Source organism: Vibrio sp. 10N.261.55.F4, from assembly GCF_041470465.1.
In the GTDB taxonomy this organism is placed as follows: Bacteria; Pseudomonadota; Gammaproteobacteria; order Enterobacterales; family Vibrionaceae; genus Vibrio; species Vibrio crassostreae_C.
Map to the genome: position 1 here is coordinate 39,087 of NZ_JBFRMM010000020.1, position 19,361 is coordinate 58,447.

Annotated in this window: 20 protein-coding genes and 1 pseudogene; 8 read left to right on the forward strand and 13 right to left on the reverse strand. The window is 45.0% G+C overall.

Annotated elements, in window-relative coordinates; translation table 11 throughout:
• Positions 1-25: 25 nt before the first annotated feature.
• On the reverse strand, positions 26-1,420 hold the full coding sequence (gene uhpT / locus AB4249_RS10335; RefSeq protein WP_017061544.1) for a hexose-6-phosphate:phosphate antiporter: 1,395 nt from the start codon (positions 1,418-1,420) through the stop codon (positions 26-28).
• A 407-nt stretch (positions 1,421-1,827) separates the two neighbouring features.
• Positions 1,828-2,166, reverse strand: a complete 339-nt coding sequence (locus AB4249_RS10340) for a DUF1840 domain-containing protein (protein WP_017061543.1) — start codon at positions 2,164-2,166, stop codon at positions 1,828-1,830.
• Positions 2,167-2,481: 315 nt separating this feature from the next.
• On the opposite strand from AB4249_RS10340, the gene AB4249_RS10345 reads away from it, so the two are divergent.
• Positions 2,482-3,672 carry a GGDEF domain-containing protein gene (locus AB4249_RS10345; protein ID WP_372103200.1) on the forward strand — a complete coding sequence of 397 codons (1,191 nt, stop codon included), beginning with the start codon at positions 2,482-2,484 and terminating at the stop codon, positions 3,670-3,672.
• A gap of 25 nt (positions 3,673-3,697) precedes the next feature.
• On the opposite strand, the gene AB4249_RS10350 is transcribed toward AB4249_RS10345, so the two are convergent.
• Positions 3,698-3,982, reverse strand: a complete 285-nt coding sequence (locus AB4249_RS10350) for a hypothetical protein (RefSeq protein WP_017061541.1) — start codon at positions 3,980-3,982, stop codon at positions 3,698-3,700.
• A 157-nt stretch (positions 3,983-4,139) separates the two neighbouring features.
• Between AB4249_RS10350 and AB4249_RS10355 the strand changes: the two genes are divergently transcribed.
• The gene (locus tag AB4249_RS10355; RefSeq protein WP_372103008.1) at positions 4,140-5,012 is read left to right on the forward strand and encodes a pirin family protein; all 873 of its coding nucleotides are present in this window, start codon (positions 4,140-4,142) and stop codon (positions 5,010-5,012) included.
• 235 nt (positions 5,013-5,247) lie between these two features.
• Here AB4249_RS10355 and AB4249_RS10360 read toward each other — a convergent pair whose 3' ends face one another.
• On the reverse strand, positions 5,248-5,529 hold the full coding sequence (locus AB4249_RS10360) for a pyrimidine/purine nucleoside phosphorylase (RefSeq protein WP_017057600.1): 282 nt from the start codon (positions 5,527-5,529) through the stop codon (positions 5,248-5,250).
• A gap of 307 nt (positions 5,530-5,836) precedes the next feature.
• Here AB4249_RS10360 and AB4249_RS10365 point away from each other — a divergent pair, with 307 nt between their 5' ends.
• Both AB4249_RS10365 and AB4249_RS10370 read left to right on the forward strand, forming a co-directional pair.
• The gene (locus tag AB4249_RS10365; RefSeq protein ID WP_102480479.1) at positions 5,837-6,301 is read left to right on the forward strand and encodes a DUF2850 domain-containing protein; all 465 of its coding nucleotides are present in this window, start codon (positions 5,837-5,839) and stop codon (positions 6,299-6,301) included.
• A 399-nt stretch (positions 6,302-6,700) separates the two neighbouring features.
• Positions 6,701-9,241, forward strand: coding sequence for a glycosyl hydrolase family 18 protein (locus tag AB4249_RS10370; RefSeq protein ID WP_372103010.1), 2,541 nt, complete (start codon positions 6,701-6,703; stop codon positions 9,239-9,241).
• Positions 9,242-9,384: 143 nt separating this feature from the next.
• Here AB4249_RS10370 and AB4249_RS10375 read toward each other — a convergent pair whose 3' ends face one another.
• Together AB4249_RS10375 and AB4249_RS10380 are read right to left on the reverse strand one after the other, a co-directional pair.
• Positions 9,385-10,233, reverse strand: a complete 849-nt coding sequence (locus AB4249_RS10375) for an alpha/beta hydrolase (protein WP_017065066.1) — start codon at positions 10,231-10,233, stop codon at positions 9,385-9,387.
• 176 nt (positions 10,234-10,409) lie between these two features.
• The gene (locus tag AB4249_RS10380; RefSeq protein WP_137002073.1) at positions 10,410-11,003 is read right to left on the reverse strand and encodes a TetR/AcrR family transcriptional regulator; all 594 of its coding nucleotides are present in this window, start codon (positions 11,001-11,003) and stop codon (positions 10,410-10,412) included.
• Positions 11,004-11,179: 176 nt separating this feature from the next.
• Here AB4249_RS10380 and AB4249_RS10385 point away from each other — a divergent pair, with 176 nt between their 5' ends.
• Both AB4249_RS10385 and AB4249_RS10390 read left to right on the forward strand, forming a co-directional pair.
• Positions 11,180-12,136 carry an AEC family transporter gene (locus AB4249_RS10385; protein ID WP_102321390.1) on the forward strand — a complete coding sequence of 319 codons (957 nt, stop codon included), beginning with the start codon at positions 11,180-11,182 and terminating at the stop codon, positions 12,134-12,136.
• Between the two features lie 122 nt (positions 12,137-12,258).
• Positions 12,259-13,299, forward strand: a complete 1,041-nt coding sequence (locus AB4249_RS10390; RefSeq protein ID WP_372103012.1) for an acyltransferase — start codon at positions 12,259-12,261, stop codon at positions 13,297-13,299.
• A 125-nt stretch (positions 13,300-13,424) separates the two neighbouring features.
• Here AB4249_RS10390 and AB4249_RS10395 read toward each other — a convergent pair whose 3' ends face one another.
• Entirely contained in the window at positions 13,425-14,303 is an 879-nt protein-coding gene (locus AB4249_RS10395; protein ID WP_108110853.1) for a 6-carboxytetrahydropterin synthase, read from the reverse strand.
• A 230-nt stretch (positions 14,304-14,533) separates the two neighbouring features.
• Positions 14,534-14,988, reverse strand: a pseudogene (locus AB4249_RS10400) (helix-turn-helix domain-containing protein).
• 110 nt (positions 14,989-15,098) lie between these two features.
• On the opposite strand from AB4249_RS10400, the gene AB4249_RS10405 reads away from it, so the two are divergent.
• Positions 15,099-15,575 carry a YHS domain-containing (seleno)protein gene (locus AB4249_RS10405; protein WP_017067245.1) on the forward strand — a complete coding sequence of 159 codons (477 nt, stop codon included), beginning with the start codon at positions 15,099-15,101 and terminating at the stop codon, positions 15,573-15,575.
• Here the strand turns inward: AB4249_RS10405 and AB4249_RS10410 are convergent.
• Positions 15,572-15,694: a hypothetical protein gene (locus tag AB4249_RS10410; protein ID WP_017061529.1), complete on the reverse strand. Its 123-nt coding sequence runs from the start codon at positions 15,692-15,694 to the stop codon at positions 15,572-15,574. The genes AB4249_RS10405 and AB4249_RS10410 overlap by 4 nt on opposite strands.
• 49 nt (positions 15,695-15,743) lie before the next feature.
• Between AB4249_RS10410 and AB4249_RS10415 the strand changes: the two genes are divergently transcribed.
• Positions 15,744-16,379 carry an START domain-containing protein gene (locus AB4249_RS10415; protein WP_017061528.1) on the forward strand — a complete coding sequence of 212 codons (636 nt, stop codon included), beginning with the start codon at positions 15,744-15,746 and terminating at the stop codon, positions 16,377-16,379.
• A 42-nt stretch (positions 16,380-16,421) separates the two neighbouring features.
• On the opposite strand, the gene AB4249_RS10420 is transcribed toward AB4249_RS10415, so the two are convergent.
• The 4 genes from AB4249_RS10420 to AB4249_RS10435 form a co-directional block, all read right to left on the reverse strand.
• The gene (locus AB4249_RS10420; RefSeq protein ID WP_017067247.1) at positions 16,422-16,946 is read right to left on the reverse strand and encodes a hypothetical protein; all 525 of its coding nucleotides are present in this window, start codon (positions 16,944-16,946) and stop codon (positions 16,422-16,424) included.
• Between the two features lie 8 nt (positions 16,947-16,954).
• Positions 16,955-17,341, reverse strand: coding sequence for an MAPEG family protein (locus AB4249_RS10425; protein ID WP_017061526.1), 387 nt, complete (start codon positions 17,339-17,341; stop codon positions 16,955-16,957).
• A 626-nt stretch (positions 17,342-17,967) separates the two neighbouring features.
• Positions 17,968-18,435, reverse strand: a complete 468-nt coding sequence (locus AB4249_RS10430; protein ID WP_102393339.1) for a YjiG family protein — start codon at positions 18,433-18,435, stop codon at positions 17,968-17,970.
• Positions 18,435-19,172 carry a nucleoside recognition domain-containing protein gene (locus tag AB4249_RS10435; RefSeq protein ID WP_048610036.1) on the reverse strand — a complete coding sequence of 246 codons (738 nt, stop codon included), beginning with the start codon at positions 19,170-19,172 and terminating at the stop codon, positions 18,435-18,437. Before AB4249_RS10435 ends, AB4249_RS10430 begins: the two co-directional genes overlap by 1 nt.
• Between the last annotated feature and the right edge of the window lie 189 nt (positions 19,173-19,361).

The following is a 19,361-nucleotide window of genomic DNA, read 5'->3' on the forward strand; positions in this document are numbered from 1 at the left end:
AAACCAATAAAGCACGTGAGACTCGCTACGCGTTTTGAGACGCTAAGTGTATTTTCTTAGCGTGGCGAATCTTCTTCTCTTCCGCAACCGCAACGAATAGCAGTAACACGATACAAATGGCAGCTGACGTATCAAGCGCTGCGAACGTGCCTTTCCAACCCGTTAAGCCAAAAATAGGTGTGCCGTCTGCAATCATACCTAGGCCAAGTTTGGCAAAGCTGTCACCAATTAAGTAAGCAAATGTACCTTTCACGCCATCCGCAACGCTGATTGCTTTCTTAGGCACGAAACCTACTGCAGCAACACCAATCAGCAACTGAGGACCAAATACTAGGAAACCAAGCACAAACAGTGATGCTAGGTACATGAACTCACTGGTTGCATGCTGGTAGAACTCTAGCGAAACGATAATCAGGCCAAGCGATACACAAGCAACCAAAGCACGGCGTCCGTTCGCAAGGTCTGACAGATAACCCCACATTAACGTACCGACCAGTGCACCAACCTCAAACAGAGTGAAGCCTGAAATCGCGGTTTCTTTTGATAGACCTAGCTCTTGATACGCATAAACGGTAGACCATTGATCGATACCGATACGAACAATGTATAAGAAGATATTCGCGAAGCAGAGCAACCAGATCACTTTGTTTTTCAGGATGTATTCAACAAAGATCTCTTTCTTAGTCATTTGATTTTCTTCAGCAGCCGTATCTTCTTCGCTGACTTCTTCATCAAACAACTCTTCAACCGTACCTAGACCATAGGCTTCTGGAGAGTCATTACCAAAGCGCATACCAATAAAGCCAACCACAATCGCAATGATTGATGGGAACACGAACATACCGATCACGTTGCCATCAAAAAGGTAGTTAGCACCGAACAGAGCAACACCAGCGGCACCTGCACCACCCACGTTGTGCGACATATTCCAAAGGCCTAAATAAGAACCACGCTTGTTACGAGGCGTCCATTTAGTGATGGTCGAGTAGCTTGAAGGACCGCCGGTACTTTGGAAGAAACCACTCAACGCATAGAAGGCAACCATCAAGAATAAGCTAGCACTGCCACCGCCCATACTGAAGCTGAAGCCCAACATAGCGATACCAGAAAGGACAAGCATGAATGGCAGGAACTGCTTGGTGTTTTTACCATCGGCATAATAGGAAACGACGGTTTTACCGATACCGTAAGTGATAGAGAAACCCAGACCGATAAGACCTAGATCCGTCATCGATAATCCATAAGTAGAAATCATGTCGTTTTGCGCGACATTGAAGTTCTTACGGATCAAATACATGGTTAGATAACCAATGAACACGACGAGGTAAGATTGTAGGAATGGTTTAAACCACATTTTTCTTCTAGTTTCGACCGGAAGATCCAGCGTCGGTTTTCGAACCTGATCTAGGAACTTTAACATTGTGAACTCTCTTATTTTTTGTGAGGTCTGCACGGCATAATTGCGGCCATACATTGTTTGTTAGTTGACCGTGAAATAATAAGGAGTCTAAAAATCGACCGCATGAGAGAGGGTCTTAGAATAACTAGGAAAAATTCTTAGTTCAGAATTGGGAGTCAAGAAAGCGTGAACAGCATCACTTTGTTTACGGTCTGTTATGGATTTGATATTACGATAACAAAAGTCACTCATTTCAGGGCTGACGAACCTTGTAAATAAACAGAAACGAGTGGATTACTTCACTAAAAAAACACCAGTATCGGTTCATCACCATAAAACTCCATGGTCATGGTGTGTCCGATACTGGTTCAGCATTCATTCTGATTAAAATAGATTCAATAGGCTTGTTACGTTTCGCGTGAATCGTACTACAGTCGCTTGCCGCTACCGTCTTCCCACATTACTTCACATTCATCTTTGATGGCAGCTTTTAATAATTCAACCAGTGGGAACGCTCGACTACCGATATTAACAGGCGCTTCAACCACCTCTTCTTCATTGTCGTCATCAGTATTTTCATGCTCTACGGACTTGCTCTGCTCTGCTGCAATAGCAGCACGTAGATTATCCAGAGCTTGAGGAACCTCTGAAGCATCCATAGCACCTGGGATGGAGCCGCTATGCCCAAGCATCTTGATGAACTGGAGGCCGACTTCACCAAACATCGTGACACTAGCATGAGCTTTACAACTAAAGGTAATTAACATAATGAGCCTTTCTTAATTTTGGTCGTTTACAAACTATGTGGAGTAACTCTCTGGAAAGCAAGTAGATAAACATCAAACAACGGTTACAAGTTTGATGCTTAAATCTAATCTTCTAGAGATGACCAGCACCATCGGTGATATACATCACTATTTGGAATTGATTGAACAGCCTTTCATATGAAACCTTGATAGTAGTCACACTAAATAGACATCTAAGCCTCTGCATAGCTTGTTATTTAATCTACTATTAACACCATTATCAAAAACTTTGGCACAGATCACATGAAAAGGCTCGTCGGCAGGCACCTAGAAGAAATGGCGGACATACGATCCACCCGCAAGCAAAAAATTGTCCACTCCTTTTCACTGACTGCCGCTGCGTTATTCATTTTCTACACTTGGGCTTACTTCCAAGGCCAACATTACACACTGTCGGTTTTCGAATTGTGTTTTGCACTGATCGCTATCTCCAATGCATTTTACGTAAGAAAAGTCATTAACCCTGAATATTCCGAATTGATCCTGAGCGGTGTTTTACTGGTTCAAGGGGTCATCCTATTTTTGTACAGTCACGCCATTCCTGACCGAATTCTTTGGCTCTACCCTATTCTGGCGGCGGTGATTTTTATCAATGACTTCAGAATTGGAATCATCTTTAGCACCTCATTTTGTTTGTTTATCAGCACCTTGATTACGGCAATGCCCAATAACTTTTCTCTGCCATTTAACAGCACACATCGGTTTATTCTTAGCCTGTTTACTATGAGCTTGGTGTGTCACACATCCGCTTATTACTACACAAAAGCCGTCAGTTATATCCAACGCCTTTATAAAGAAGGCATTGAAGATCTCGCCTACAGAGACCAACTTACCGGATTGGCCAACCGTTGGAGCTTTGAGCGCTGGGCTGTAGAAAAGCTTGCGACAGTGGATAGTGAGCAATCACTTACGGCATTGGTCTTTTTGGATATAGATGACTTTAAAGGCATTAACGACAGCTACGGGCACGATGTGGGAGACAGTGTCTTACAGCATTTTGCCAATCGCTTGAGCAACAACATTCGAACCAGAGACAGAAAAAGCCATGAATACGATTATTCCATCGCGCGCTTTGCTGGAGACGAGTTTGTTCTGATGCTCTACGATGTGCCAACTCGTAAAGATCTAGACGGCATTCTAGATAGGATCTGCGGGCTGTTCGAAAGCGGCTGCCAAACAAACGAGAGAATCAAGGAATTGACGTTAAGTGTTGGGGTTGCTTTGTATCCGCAAGATGCCCAAGAATTACATGAGCTGACGAGATGTGCTGATAAAGCGATGTATGTTGCCAAGCATTCAGGAAAAAACCGATATGCTTATTATCACGACAACCCAGTATCGACCCTGATAGAAGAACTACCAACGAGCCTTGTTAGCTCAGCACCGGATTCATCTGAACTTGAAGATTGCTTTGAAGCGAAGATCGAAGGGAACAATGTTACGCTATTAAAAACGCGCCAACGCTAGCCATTCCTATAACGGAGCGGCGCTGCTAACCTGCAAGGTACATAAGCCAAAGACTCACTAACCCGATCATAATAATCCATATGACTTGACGTGTTCGGTTTGGGTTATTCCCTTTAGGTCGCCTCACCACGGTTTTAAAAGCGGCTTGCTTAGCTGACTGAATAAACGGCGCTTCTATCTCACGTTTTTTCACGCGGCGTTTAACTGCGCTGTTTGCAACCTCTGTAAAGCGCTGGCTTTGCTCCGTTGTAAAGTCGTTATCAAAACCTATCCGACCATGCCTTTCGCCATGTTTTTGCTGAACTGCCATAGCGGCCTCCTTGGCGATATACTCTCTATTGAGTATAGACATAATTTCATATTGTTACCTGTTCAAAATTTTCGAATAAGTCACTCAACGCTGTGCCATCTTCTTTTTAAATCAAATTACATAAACTACAGCTATTCAAGTTTATGAGGGTTTCAAAATGACGAATGTAAGAGCAGTAGATCATGTGATTACAGCACATGCCACCTCAGATGGTGATGGCGTCAAAATCCAACGACTCGCAGGTTTTAATAACGCACGTTTCTCTCCATTTTTAATGATTGATGAACTGAAGTCGGATGAAAGCAAAGACTATGTTGGCGGCTTTCCTCCACATCCTCACCGTGGGATAGAAACGCTCACTTACATGCTCCAAGGTCACTTCCAACACAAAGACCATATGGGGAATGTTGGAGAGCTACGCAGCGGTGGCGCTCAATGGATGGCCGCAGGCCGTGGTGTCATTCACAGCGAAATGCCAATGATGGAAGAAGGTGCGCTGCATGGTTTTCAGATTTGGATAAACCAACCTGCGACACACAAAATGCAGCCAGCTCAGTATCACGATTTCCAAAGTGAAAGCATCGCGGAGCATCAAAGTGAACAAAGTGGTTTGTTAAGAGTGATTGCCGGAGGGTTTGAACTGCACAACCAAACTGACAAGGATTCAGAGGCTTTACGAGCGCAGGGTCCATTACAGAAAACAGGTGTGCCGTTAAGCGTTGCGGATTGGCGCTCTCATTCTGGGCAAAAAGTCACGTTAGGGACTAATGTTAATCACAATGCCATGACTTATGTGTACCGGGGCAGTATTAAGATCGGCTCCAAAGTGATCAAGCAAGGTCAGCTTGCCCTGCTCACCAAAGCTGACTGGCTTTCTTTAGACAGCTTAGAAGATTCAGGTGTACTGGTTTTTTCTGGTGAACCGATTAATGAACCTGTTGTGCACTATGGTCCGTTCGTCATGAATTCAATGGAAGAGATTGAACAGACGATTCAGGATTACAACGACGGCGTATTTGAGACTTACTGATTTACCAATGTCTGTCTTTGAGCTTTGAATTGAGATTTGAATTGAAGATTGAAGATTGAAGATTGAAGAGATTTTGCAACGAACAACGATTTGGTCATCCATTTGATGACTGCAAAAACAAGTGACACTATCCACTGCCGGTTACTATCACTTATTTAACCACGCTCCTAGAGCGTGGTTTTTTTCTATTCAATCAGAGACAAACGATGCCCTGATTGAACAAATTTAGATCTGATTACAAATACTCACATAGGTAAGCTGTCGCTTCTTTTACCTGTAGGTCGAATGAAGAGTCACCCGCAACGTCAAAAGACTCACCAGATTGGTATGTCGTCCAGTCATCATCACCAACACGCTTTACAATCAAAGCACCTTTAACAACGGTCATCTTTTCTGGAGCCGCAGTACCGAACGTGTACTCACCAGCCGCCATTACACCAACACTCACATCAGCACCAGACTGGTTAAACGCTAACGACTTAACGCCACCTTCAAAGTATGTGTTTTCTTTAATCATTGTACTTCCTTGTTATCTTCAAATTGCAATTATTGAGCTCACCGAGTAAGCCTATGCGTAAATTTAGGTGATAATTGTTTTAACCAATTCGAGACTTTCCTACAAGAAATAAATACGCATAGCTTAAGCATTTCTGGAGTTCGCTTTCATTGATAGCGTAAATACTGAGGAGCAAGGCTAAAAACCACTAACGCAACCACATTTATTAGAACATTCGATCCTGCTTCTAACTCTTAGAACAATTTTTGCAAACTAAGGTTTTAATTAATAGAATCTAAAACAATATCAGTCGAAAAATGAAGAGATAATGGCAAAAAAGCCGACTAAAAGCAGAGATCTATTTGCCAACTCGTTACTCTACGGCTTCCTATTAGCTGGCTTTATGGTTGCCCTCACCGCCGGCTATTTTGCTTACCAAGCCCACCAGCAATCGGTCAGTCCAAGCAACGTCTATGGCACATGGATAGAGATTGCGGCGCCACCTTACAACACCGATATCCTGACACTTTCAGACAAAGGTGTGATGATGAATCATCGTCTTATCACTACCTCATTCGATTTTGACGGTAAGATTGTCACGATCAACACAGGATCTGGAACCACCGTTTACACCATCAGCGGCACCTATGATTCACCTCGCTTGAAGCGACTAGAGCCAAGCGTACCGTCTCAGCAATTTGTTAAAGAAGGCTACGAAGATACTGCAATTGGTGATACCCATAGTGTCATGCAACAACGACGTGCTTCCCTAGCTGAGCAATTCAAAAGATAACCCTCTTATCCATACTGCCATAAGCATTCGTCTTCAAGTTTACCCGTCGATCGACCCCGCTCGCTCAACATACTTCACTTTGTGATTCAGCTTCAATCCACAGTATTTTCTTATAGTTTGTCGCACCTTTTCATAACTTCATGTCGTGAATTTTCACTTGTGAGATTTTCCTACTGAAGGATGTTTTATTTTATAAAACATGGACTCAGCCTCTCATTCATTAAGCAACAGAATTGTAACAAGATACAATTTTTTAGTTGTCCATCGAAAACGGATTTATTTTCAGTTATGAAATTAAAACTCTCTCGAATACTGACTGGGAAGCTCCTTCAAAACTGACTGGAGCCGTTTTATGGGGCCATTTGGTTCTCGTAACCTTCAAGGAATGAGAGAAAAAGTATGATTCGTATAAATACCTGTGCTGCGAGCATTGCTCTAGCGCTATCTGGTACAGCATTAGCTGCTCCAACAGCACCTAGCATCGACATGTACGGTTCCAACAACCTGCAATTTTCCAAAATTGAACTCGCGATGGAAACCACCTCTGGCTACAACCAGATGGTGAAATATCACGATAAAGCAAAGGTCGACGTCAAGTTCAACCAATGGAGCGGAACGTCAGGAAACACGTACAACATCTACTTTGATGGCGTTAAAGTCTCCACAGGCCCAATCACTGGCAGACAAACCACAGCTTCATTCGAATATGGCCAAGGCGGCTTATTTGAGATGGAAATCGAAGCGTGTGATGAAACAGGTTGTAGCAAGAGCGCACCTGCTCAAATCACGATCGCTGATACCGATGGCTCACACTTAGCGCCACTTGCGATGAATGTGGATCCGAACAACAAGTCATACAACACAGATCCAAATACGGTAGTCGGTACTTACTTTGTAGAGTGGGGTATTTACGGCCGTGATTACACCGTTGATAACCTACCCGCTGACAACTTAACCCATATCCTTTATGGCTTCATCCCAATTTGTGGTCCGAACGAATCAGTTAAATCAGTAGGCGGTAACAGCTACAACGCACTCATGACAGCTTGTCAGGGTGTTAACGATTACGAAGTGGTGATTCATGACCCTTGGGCGGCTTTCCAGAAAAGCTTCCCTCAAGCGGGACACGAATACAGCTCACCGATCAAGGGTAACTACGCAATGATGATGGCGCTCAAACAGCGTAATCCTGATTTGAAGATCATCCCATCGATTGGTGGCTGGACGCTGTCTGACCCGTTCTTTGATTTCACAACTAAAGCCAACCGTGACACCTTTGTAGCGTCTATTAAGAAATTCCTTAACACATGGAAATTCTACGACGGTGTGGATATCGATTGGGAATTCCCTGGTGGTGGCGGTGCTGCTCCAGACCTTGGTGATCCTGTAAATGACGGCCCAGCTTACATTGCACTGATGGCAGAACTTCGCGTGATGCTAGATGAGCTAGAAGCGGAAAACGGTCGCACTTACGAGCTCACTTCTGCGATCGGTGTTGGTCACGATAAGATTGAAGACGTGAACTACGGCGATGCTATCCAATACATGGATTACATCTTCGCAATGACTTACGACTTCTACGGCGGTTGGAACAACGTGTTAGGTCACCAAACAGCACTAAACTGCGGTAACTTCATGCGTCCTGGTCAATGTGATGGCACAGGCCTTGATGAAAATGGCGAACAATACACAGGCCCAGCTTACACCACAGACAACGGCATCCAACTGTTGCTTGAGCAAGGTGTTCCAGCGAACAAGCTTGTGGTTGGTACAGCGATGTACGGTCGTGGTTGGGAAGGCGTATTACCATCATCACTCACCGATCCGAGCGACCCTATGACAGGCGTTGGTAACGGCAAACTGAAAGGCAGCTCTGCGCAAGGCGTATGGGAAGATGGCGTTATTGATTACAAAGGCATTAAAGCAAACATGCTTGGCGCGAATAACCAAGGCATCAACGGCTTCGAATATGGCTATGACGAAATGGCAGAAGCGCCTTACGTTTGGAACCGCACTTCAGGTCAGCTAATCACATTTGATGATGATCGCTCTGTAAAAGCAAAAGGCGCGTACGTTCGTAGCCTTGGCCTTGCGGGTCTATTCTCTTGGGAAATTGATGCAGATAACGGCGACATCCTGAATGCAATGCATGAAGGCCTAGCGGGCGGTACAACTGATCCTGTCAACCGCAAACCAACGGCAGCTGCAGGTACAGACCAATCGGTTGAAGGCCCAGCTTCTGTTTCTCTAGATGGCAGCGCTTCAAAAGACAGCGACGGTACAATCGCGAGCTACGCTTGGTCTCAAGTCGGCGGTACAGCAGTAACACTGGCGAACGCTAATGCTGCGGTTGCGATCTTCGATGTTGTTGAAGTCGCTCAGCAAGAAACACTAACCTTCAGCCTAACGGTAACGGACAACGAAGGTGCTACTTCTACTGACACCGTTGTTGTAACAGTAAGCCCTAAAGATACAGGCCCAGTAAACACAGCACCAGTAGCAGTGGTTACGGCTCCGGCTGAAGTTAATGCGGGTGATGTAGTCGTGGTTGATGCTTCGGCTTCAAGCGATGCAGACCAAGACACATTGACCTTCACATGGGATGTACCTGCTGGTATTGATGCAACGGTTCAAGGTTCTTCAGTGAGCTTTGTCGCAGCGGAATACACGAAAGATACAACGCTGAACTTCTCTGTAACAGTCAGCGATGGCACAGAGACATCGGTAGCAGCTACTTCAGTGAAAGTTCTTAAGAAAACCACAGGCGGCGGTACGTGTACTAACGCTTGGGATTCAGGCGCAGTTTACACTGGTGGCGACCAAGTGACTCAAGGCGGTAAGGTTTGGGAAGCGAAATGGTGGACAACCGGTGAAGATCCAACAACGACAGGCCAATGGGGCGTGTGGAAAGAGATCGGCCTAGCAAGCTGTGCTAACTAAAAATAGGATTGAGCTAAACACCAACTAAGCACCTAAAAGCAAGGCCAACCAGATAATGTCTGGTTGGCCTTTTTAATGTTTGTTTTCTTAGCTTTGAGCTACGATCTTTTTACTGGCGTCCTACTGACTTGCGCTCGTTGTGCTTAGCCAATTAAGTTATCAAAGCTCTCGAACACTTGTGGGCACTTCATTACTCGCCCGTGGCCCTGTCCTTGAGTCGCAATTAAAGTAACGCGACCCATTTCATTAGCCGCACGCTGAGACACATCAAACTTAGTAAACTTGTCTTGCTCATCATGAACGATGATCGTCTGAGACTCACGAAGCGCTAGCTTTCCATAGGGATCAACAGACTGAATCGGGTAGTTAAACTGCTCTTCGACTTCTCCAACTACCGCCTCGAACAGTTTCATTGAGTAGCCAGAACGCGCAACGCTGCCAAATAGGTTTTCTAGATAATCCAGTACAGGTGCAATCAGCAATAATGGCTTGTTTTCCAATTTAACGTGCTTACATTCCAACGCAGAAGCCGTGCCCATACTGTGACCGACCAAACCTGCTACCTCACCCACCGAATCGAGAATCGCTTCAAGGCCGTTCACAAACGCAGGAATATGACCATGTACACCATCACTGCCACCATGAGCAGGGTGATCATAAGCCAGAGCCGTAAAACCTTTAGCGGCGATATGTTCCATCAGAGGGAAAAACTGACTCGCGGTGCCAGACCAACCATGAGTCAGCACCCAAACAGGCCCCGTACCCAAAGAATAGGTTTTTAAAACGCCATCACGACCTTTGATTTCACTCTTGATAAGCCCTTGGGGATCAGCATTTTTCTGCTCAGTACGCATTGGAGTGAGCAGCAACTTACGTGCTGTTTTCTTCGCATGACTCGGCGCTAGGATGTAATGAAGATTGGTTGTTGCGCCAATTAAGCTGCGCTTGAAGCTGAATTTGTTCGATGTATTAAAGTAGATTTTGTCACTCATGACCGGTCCTTGTATCGCCATCATCATTGGCGGATCGAGCTCGGCCCTGAAAATCGAACGACCGTGCTATTTGTTAGTGTAAAAAATGGCGATAGCGCTTTTTATGGCTGCTTGCCGCCACTTCTCTTAAAATTTCTTATAAGCCTTAGTTAAACAAAACTCAGATGCTTTGCGAGCTAAACCTCTTTCCAGCTAGCGATTAAGCGCTGTACACCACTCCAAAAATGGGTGTGGCTCGCTTGTTGGCCTCGTAACGAGTAGAACAAGTTCGCACTCAAATAAAGACCGTATAACTCGAAGGTTGCCTGTTTCGGGTCTAAATCGGCTCTGAACTGTTTGCTCTCAACCGCTTTTGCTACCTGAATCGTCAAGTAGTCAATCCACACTGAAATGGTTTTCTGCAGTGCTTTCTGAATCACAGACCTTTCACTGCCCGCATCTTTCCATGCATCAATAAACATGCAACTGCCTTGGAATGAATGGTTCCAGCCCAACCAATTGTCGAGCAGCTGTTTCAATTTCGCTTCAATATCACCATCTCCCAGCTCTCTTGCGGGAATGATGACTCTTTCGGTGAATATGGCGTTGGAATACTCGAGTACAGAGAGTTGCAGGTTTTCTTTAGAGTTGAAGTGTGCAAACAAGCCACTCTTAGACATGCCACACTGCTTGGCTAACTCGCCAATCGTCAAACTCTCAAGCCCATTCTCACTTGCAAGCGCGAATGCATGGCTCAAAATATACTCTTTGGTTATCTTTCCCTTACTCATTATTCACCAATAATAAATCTGATACATTATTTTTAGCACGTTCGTTCTTTTTTTCAAGATTTTTTACTTAACCCTAGGTATTCATTTTGTCTTATCAAAGAACTGTGGAAAAATGCGACAGTATTCAAAGGAATTTGAGTTAACCGATTATTGAGTTTAATAACTAGGGAAAGAGAATGAACACACTTTGGGAACAGTTTTCGTTTTCGGCGTCGGTAACAGGCCCTATCTGTTTAATGCTGTTTCTTGGTGTGATGCTCAAGCGAATCGGCTTAATCAATGACAATTTCATTGATGTCGCATCTAAGGTGGTATTTCAAGTCACCCTGCCCGCGATGCTATTTCTGAGTATTGTTCAATCGAATCACAACTTTTCAGCCAGTAGCGCGTTAGTTGCGTTTGGCGTCATCGCTAACTTTGTCTTTTTCTTGTTCACGATTTTCTCAACCAAATTAGTATTTAAAGGTTCGAAAGATCAAGGTGTGATTGTCCAAGGTGGATTCCGCGCCAATACCGCGATCATCGGCCTCGCCTATGTGGCTAATATCTATGGCAACCAAGGCGTGGCATTGGCGGCTATCTATGTCGCATCTCTAACCGTGTTGTATAACATTCAAGCCGTGATTGCACTGACACCCAAAGGCGAAGACACTGGTGCGAAAGCGATTAAAGTGATCGCTAAGTCGATTACCAAGAACCCATTGATCATCGCTATTTTCTTAGCGGTCGTCTTCTATGCGCTTTCGATTCCTATCCCAAAAATGGTCACTGATGCTGGTCAGTACTTTGCCAACATGACGTTACCTTTGGCACTGCTGTGTACCGGTGGGTCGCTGGACATCAGCTCGCTCAAACAAGAAAAGTTATCGACGTGGTTCGCCTCTAGCTACAAGTTAATTGCCTCACCGTTACTGATTACACTGGCGGCTGGGTACTTAGGATTTGAAGGGCTCGATCTCGGGCTTATCTTCTTGATGAGCGCAGCACCAACAGCAGCGGCAAGCTACGTTATGGCTCGTGCGATGGGAGGAAACTCAACACTGGCGGCTAACATCATCGCGCTTACTACTGTTGTTTCTCTTATCACTTGTACTCTCGGTATTTTTGTACTTACTGCAATGGATTTAATATAGCTGCGACAGGCTTCAAATAATCAATACAAGCCTTAAAACAAAGGTCGCAACCCTTGATTTAGCGCTAACTGATTCAATAAAAAGGCTGTTAGATTCTACGAAAATTTTCTTAGAGATCTGATATGTCTTCCGTTCAACATACGCCTTCACAACACATCGCCAGTATTGAGTTGGGTCGAGTGATTGCTATCTTGGCGATCATTGGCTTACATGGCCAAGTGGCACTTACTTATTGGCAAATCGATGAAGTGCCTTGGATTGGCTATGTGCTTAACCAAGCCGCTCGCTTCGCTGTGCCTCTTTTCTTCCTTATCTCAGGTTATCTGATTCAACCTAAGCTCACTGCCTTACCTTGGACAACCGTGGTCAACTACTCGAAACCACTCCTCAAGGTTTGGGTGGTTTGGAGCATCATTTGCCTAGTCATGCCATTCAACCTCGCGAAGGTGGAAGAGTTCGGTTACTTAGGCGAACGCCAAGACTATTGGGGCTTTTTAATGAACACCCCGCTCAACTCTTTCTTAGAGGGTGGATTGGTTCATTTATGGTTTATTCCCGCTCTGGTTTGTGCCGTTTTGATCATCGCTTTGATAGTCGAAATGAAACTCGAAAAACTGCTATTACCAACGGCCATTGTACTTTACGTCTATGGTGTTTTAGCGGGCAGCTACGCGAACTTGACCGAACTCTGCGCACCTTTCTTTACTCGTAACGGCCCGTTCTTTAGCACGTTAATGGTGACCTTAGGTTTCCTCATTCGTCAGAATCAATGGAAGGTGTCATCCACTAAAGCGCTGGCGTTATTAGCGTTAGGCATGTTGATTCACTTTGCTGAGGCGGCGTGGCTCACCACGTTCGACGTCGGATTCAACATGAATGATTTCTTGTTTGGTACGGCACTATGGGGAATGGGCGTATTTATGTGGCTTTTGGCTAATCCAAACATCGGCGACTATGCGTGGGTTCGCGCGATCTCGAATCGTATGTTAGGCATCTACGTTTGCCATTTGCTGATCATTATCGTGCTGTTCAATGTCTGTGGAGTCTTAGGCATTACGGAATTGACAAAAGACGTTACGGTATTTTTTGGCACCGTATTGTTGAGCTTCGGGTTGGTTGTTGGAATCGAAAAAACACCACTGCGACGCGTGCTGCTTCGTTAGTGTTTGTGCCTAACATCATCAGCTAAATCAGTTTTAAAGAGTCACAAAAAGTAAAGGCAAGATAACGGATTATCTTGCCTTTATTTCATCATGTCAGTAATGAGACTGTGTCACTCGTTGAAGTGTTATCGGAACGCCATTGCGCCCTTGCCAACACCTTCATAAGCGACGATTTGTAGTGATTGGTTCTCTGCTAGGCTCGGTTCAACTTGATCCGCGATATAGCCAGCAAGTAATTCCACCGTGGTATCTGTCGGTAAAATTTCCGTCTCACTCTTAGCAATCGCTAGCTCAAATTCGCCTTGTGGCGCGGTGTAGCGGAAGCCATAGTGACTTTCATCATTAACACTGTTCGCGTTTTCACTCAGGTTAAGTGATGAAACTGAAACTTGGTCTTCTTTAGAACCTAAATAAATGTCTTCCCAACGCTGAGCAAATGCTTGTTCACGTTGCCCGTCACGCTGACCATCGACCACGATTTCTACTGGAGAACGGTGACCATGCGCGATGCGCTGGCAGTTACCATCATGCTTTTTCAAACCGTGAGTATAGTGGTAGAACGCACCATTAATGTTTTCATGGCGAAGGGTAATCTCTAACCCTGTGACGTTACTTGGAAGGTTGTCGCGAAGAATATCATAAACATGAGCGGTCACACTCTCGATGGTGATCGCTTCAGCGTCAATCAGACAGTAAGCTTCATCAGGGCAGTGCAGGTGCAGGCTCTTGTCACCGCGCAACACATCTACCTTAGAGTAACCGGCTTTGCTTGCTTGATGCACGATTGCAGAGTTTTTCATTGGCAGCAGTAAGCGGTGGTCAACATGTTGATCAACCAACTGTTTGATCTGCTTTTTGACCTTACTAAAATCCAGCACCATGCTCATTTCATTAAGTTCACCAGACATGGTGACATCTAAAATCCAACTATCTCCTACGACCCCTCTGTGTTCACAGATGTATGAAGAATCGATAACGGTAAGGTCTCTTACAAATAGGTTCAAGTTGAACTCCTTAATACTTTAATGAGATACGGGAGGCTGAATAATGCTCAGCAGGCACTTCGTCTCATTGATGTCTGATAAAATAGGACGGGCAGGATGTTACAACGAGCTAATAAAGTCCACCTTTTTACACCGTCATTCGAGAAATGAACAAACTACGCTCAATTTCCGCTAAAACATAGGCCAGCCTGATGCCAATAGCCATATTGCAGGTAGGGATGGCCAGCGCTTTACGACACATTTTGCTTTAGCCATAAACGTGGCGACATTCCCGCGACATGCTGAAAAGCACGCGAGAATCCAGAATAACTGTTGTACCCCACTTCGTCCGCCACCCAATTGATGGGCTTGTTTTGTAACAGCAAAGACTGAGCCACAGACACACGCCACTTTTGGACATAATCACCCGGAGTTTCGCCCACCTCGCGCTTGAATGCTTCAATAAACTGAGTACGAGACATCGCGGCCAGTGACGCCATTTCGGCAAATAAACAATGCAAGGCTGCGACAAATGCCTGTGTTCCGTGTGAGCGCTAGACAAGCTCAACTCCCCCGCGCTCAATACATGAAGGTGGCCCTCTTTACCTTGTTGCGCGTTAAATGACGATACTCCACACAGGTTTCCAGAATAGAAAACGCCAATGCGTATCGAGAAGTGTTCCATTAGTTGTGAAAGCAGATCCATGCATCCTCCGAACGATTCGCTTAGTTTTTAGTTCTTTTGTCCCTCTATAGACCGGACGAGTGGGCTAAATTATTTCAAACAAGATAACCAACACTGACAAGGAACTTGATATGTCACACATGAAATCGACCAGTCAAAAAATCACTCTAATGGCCGCGTTACTAGGCACCAGCTTTTCGTTAATGGCAGCAGACCTTGATATGAGTGTCGACAGCAATAACCTCGCAATTAAAGGCTATGATCCTGTCGCTTACTTTGCCAATGAAGGTCCAGTAAAAGGCACATCTGAGTTCACAGCGACCTATAAGAATGCGATCTATAACTTTGCGAGCAGTGAAAACAGAGATGAATTTCGAGCCAATCCAGAAGCCTATGCCCCTCAATATGGCGGTTACTGCGCGTTTGGAGTAGCCATGGGTAAGAAGTTTGAAACCGACCCTCTCGCTTGGAAGGTGGAAGATGGAAAGTTGTATCTGAACTTAGACAAATCGGTTCAGAAACGCTGGCTGGAGAATACACAAGAGTTCATCCAAGACGCCAACAGCAACTGGACAACCATCAAAACCGTAGAAGCCTATAAGCTCTAGCCTACAGCGCTTATCCATTGTCCAAGAATAAAACGGAAGCGACCGAACGCTTCCGTTTTCATTGGGATTTTCCCCAAAGAGGCCAACCCAAAGCGATTGGCAACACCTACTAAGTCCATTTCTATTCTATACTCCTAGCAGATAAGCTTTTCTTTTTATGGAAGAATAATGACATTACCTAAGATTTTGGTACTCGGCCTCTGCGCCCTATCGACACTGACTTATGCCAACCCATGGCAGTTCGTCAAAAGTGAAGATGGCATCATGATTGATAAAAGGCCACACAGCGAAGGCTTGGTCGAAATACGAGCACAGATGCAAACGCCCACCACTTACTCCGGTTTTTTACTGTTATTGGAAGACAGTGAGAACGTGCCAAACTGGATAGATAATGTATCGCAAAGCCGTGTGTTGATGCAGATATCTGAAGATGAAAACATCGTCTATACCCAATTCAAAGCACCGTGGCCTGCCAGAGATCGAGACATGGTGACCTACTCAAAATACAGCATCGAGGGTGGGCAGTTTGTTTTGTCGATAAAGGATGCGTCGAACTATTTGGCGAAAGAGTCGGGGTACATTCGAATCTACGATGTGGACGCACTTTGGACACTGCAACCGCTGACTAATGGCAATACCTACATCACCTACACCGCGTATGCGAACGCAGGGGGCATCTTGCCAAATTGGTTGATGAACAAGTTATCGATAGGCAGTGCACTGAGCACGTTTAAGGGGCTAAAAGAACAGTTACCAAAGTACCAAGGCCAACAGCACCCTAACCTGCCAAATGAGTCTCGCTAACGATACAAGTCGATAAGTAAATGGAGGCATTAAGGTTAAAGATTAAGGTCTTCTAGCGAGGTCGCGAGCTAAGATAAGCGCCAAGCCAAATACTTGAAGAAACAGGGCGATGTTCTTATAGAAAGCCATTTTCTCATCAAGCCTTTGGATTAACTCAACCAAGGTCAGGTTATCCAAATAGTAATCATCGATTCGAGTTCGTTGCGCTTCTTGTGCACTGTTTATCAGCATCATCAGTTTCGGTAAGTGAGCCAAAGAGATACTTGGCACTTCGCTACTCACCCAACGCCTAAGTTGCCCACGCAGTGCTTCGTCGAGAACCGTGGTCGGCTGCACCGTTTCTAGTTTATCAAGGTGAATCAAAATCGCTTCACGCTTGCGCTCTAGGGTTTCAATCGTATTCCAAGCAAGCTGTATTGAGTACACATTACCGTATTTGCGATCGTTGTACTCCGCTTTCTCAGCTTCAATTTTATCGAGCACCAAGCTCGACATGACAATCGCCATGATGTTGAGTATCAAGCCTGCGAGGACAATCGCCCAAGCAGGAGGAAGACGCAACGCCATAATGCTCCCTAGAACATTTTATCAAAAGGTAGGTAAGCTAAGTTTAGGACAATCAAAGAGATCATGCAGATAAGCGTTAACACCATACCCACTTTTCGACCTTTGAAGTTCTTCGCTAAGATCCCTTTCGCATGAATCACACGCCCCAGAATAAACGCCACACCAATGACATGAATCAGCCACACACCGGCGCCATTCATCTCTAACAATCCCATCAAAATAACGGTGATTGGGATGTAATCCATAGCATTACTTTGTGCCGAACGTGCTATCTGTAACGACTCGACACCGCCATCAGCATGAGCAACAAGATTGATTCGCCTTTGCTTGATCACCTCTATTGCTAACCAAATCATTACGATCGTCAGCAAGGCTGCGTAAAGTGCTGTAACCATCATATTTCCCTATTATTTTGTGTTTACTCAGTGTTCTTTGTTATCTGTTCGACAACACCCGCCGAGATAAAATGAAAATCGCACCCGAGTACTTGTAAGAGATCTCTCACACCGAACGTAAGAGATCACAATCAAGCTTCGCAGAAAATTCCTAAAATACAAACCCAAGCCCTTGTTTTGTATGAATCCACGCATATTTCTTTCGATCAGTGGGTACATTTATTTCTTAGGGTGGATTGTGAGCAAAGCCTCTGCAGTGTTTAATACACATGTCGACAGGGAGTTGGCAGGAACAGGAAAAAGCCTAACGGATTAGGTATCTTCAGGATGAAGATTTGATGGCTTAGGATGAGTTATCAGCAAGGAAGTTATGCTCTAGGATAGAGTCGCTTATCAGGATGATGAGTTTGCAAGGACACCGCTAGGACGGCGATGAATTGGATAGGTTAAAGGATTTAGCCACGTCAAGGAACGATGCAGGGAGCACCAGTTACCTATTGAAAGATAAGTAACGCGCAGTAGCAGGATGGCTACGAAAAGAATAGACCCCGTTTGGTGAAAGCCAAACGGGGTTTCCTTTTTTGTAACGTCTGAAAGCTGTTCGCAGCTAACCGTTCAAAGTCACGTTACAAAATAATGTTCATCAAGAACATTGCACCTAACGCATTCAATACCGAAATCGCGATCATCACCGGGATGTAGCGACCTTCAGTACCAATTGGTCCCATAATACGGCCCATGTATTGCACCTGAGAGCCCATCAAGTAGATAGCTGGCGCCAAGATAGCTATATGGTTGCCGTTCAGAATACCTTGGTCAAACAGCGTGATAACCACGCCCACCGCGCCACCCATCGACATCCACGCACCGATCAATACCGCTGCCGCTTCGCCAGGTAAACCAAATACCGCCATAATTGGAGCAAATACACTGCCCATCAAATCCAGCGCACCCGTTATCTGCAATGCCTTGATGATCACAAACGCCATCAGAACATTCGGTACCGTAGAGGTAGTCGCAATAACCCAGCCTTTCTTAGCACCTTCAACGAAAATATCAGTAACCATTGGTTTCTTTGCTTTAACTTCGCTCATTATGCTACTTCCTCTTCCAGTTTTTGTTCTTTGTCTGATTTTGGTTTGTCTTCTTTGCCTTCAGTAATGTTGAGGTAAATACGGAACAGATTCGCGCCGACAAACTTAAAGATAAACATCACAGCGACAGCCAAACCAATTGACGATGTCACCGCTAAAGAGCCGTCCATCGCGGTTAGAGTGAACAGCACCGCACCTGAAGAGAAAAAGTTAACGATCGCCGCACCCGCCGTAAACTGGAACATGGTGAACACATCGGTTTCACGCTTAGTCAGATGTCCTTCGTCTTTCAGCTGACGTGTCATCGCTGCGCCAGCATCGGTACTTTGCAAAGAAGCGATCAGTGCCAAGCCTGAGTTACCCGGAATACCCATCAGAGGGCGAAGCAGAGGTGTCAGTAGTTTACGAGCCGCATCCAGTGCACCGTAGTGCTCAAGTACGTTGATCATACCCAGTGCAAACATCACGGTCGGAATAAGTGTCAAAGCAAAAATGAAACCGTCGCGAGCACCACTACCGCCTTTACCACGCAGTGACGTCGTTGCCGCTTGAATACCATCGGCCGTTTCACTCACATCGTAAGCGACCTTACCGAATGAACCGTTGAGCGTTGTAAAATCGAACACTCCATACCATTCATTGGACTGCATTAAGCCTGAAAAGAACACAATCGCGAACGCGAGTGCGATATAGCTGCCGATCGTGACTTTACGATCGGTTTTGGTTGGATTAGTCATAAGGACCTCTATACATCTCGCTTATATGGAACAGAACACGTATAGATAGTGCAAACTAATGTTCGAAAGGTTAATGACCAAAATCAAATAGCGTATCGGTTTAAATAAAAGAAACACCGCAACATATAAAACTGTGATTTAGATTTATAAGCAGAACCATACACTAAGTAAATTAGAATATTTAACATA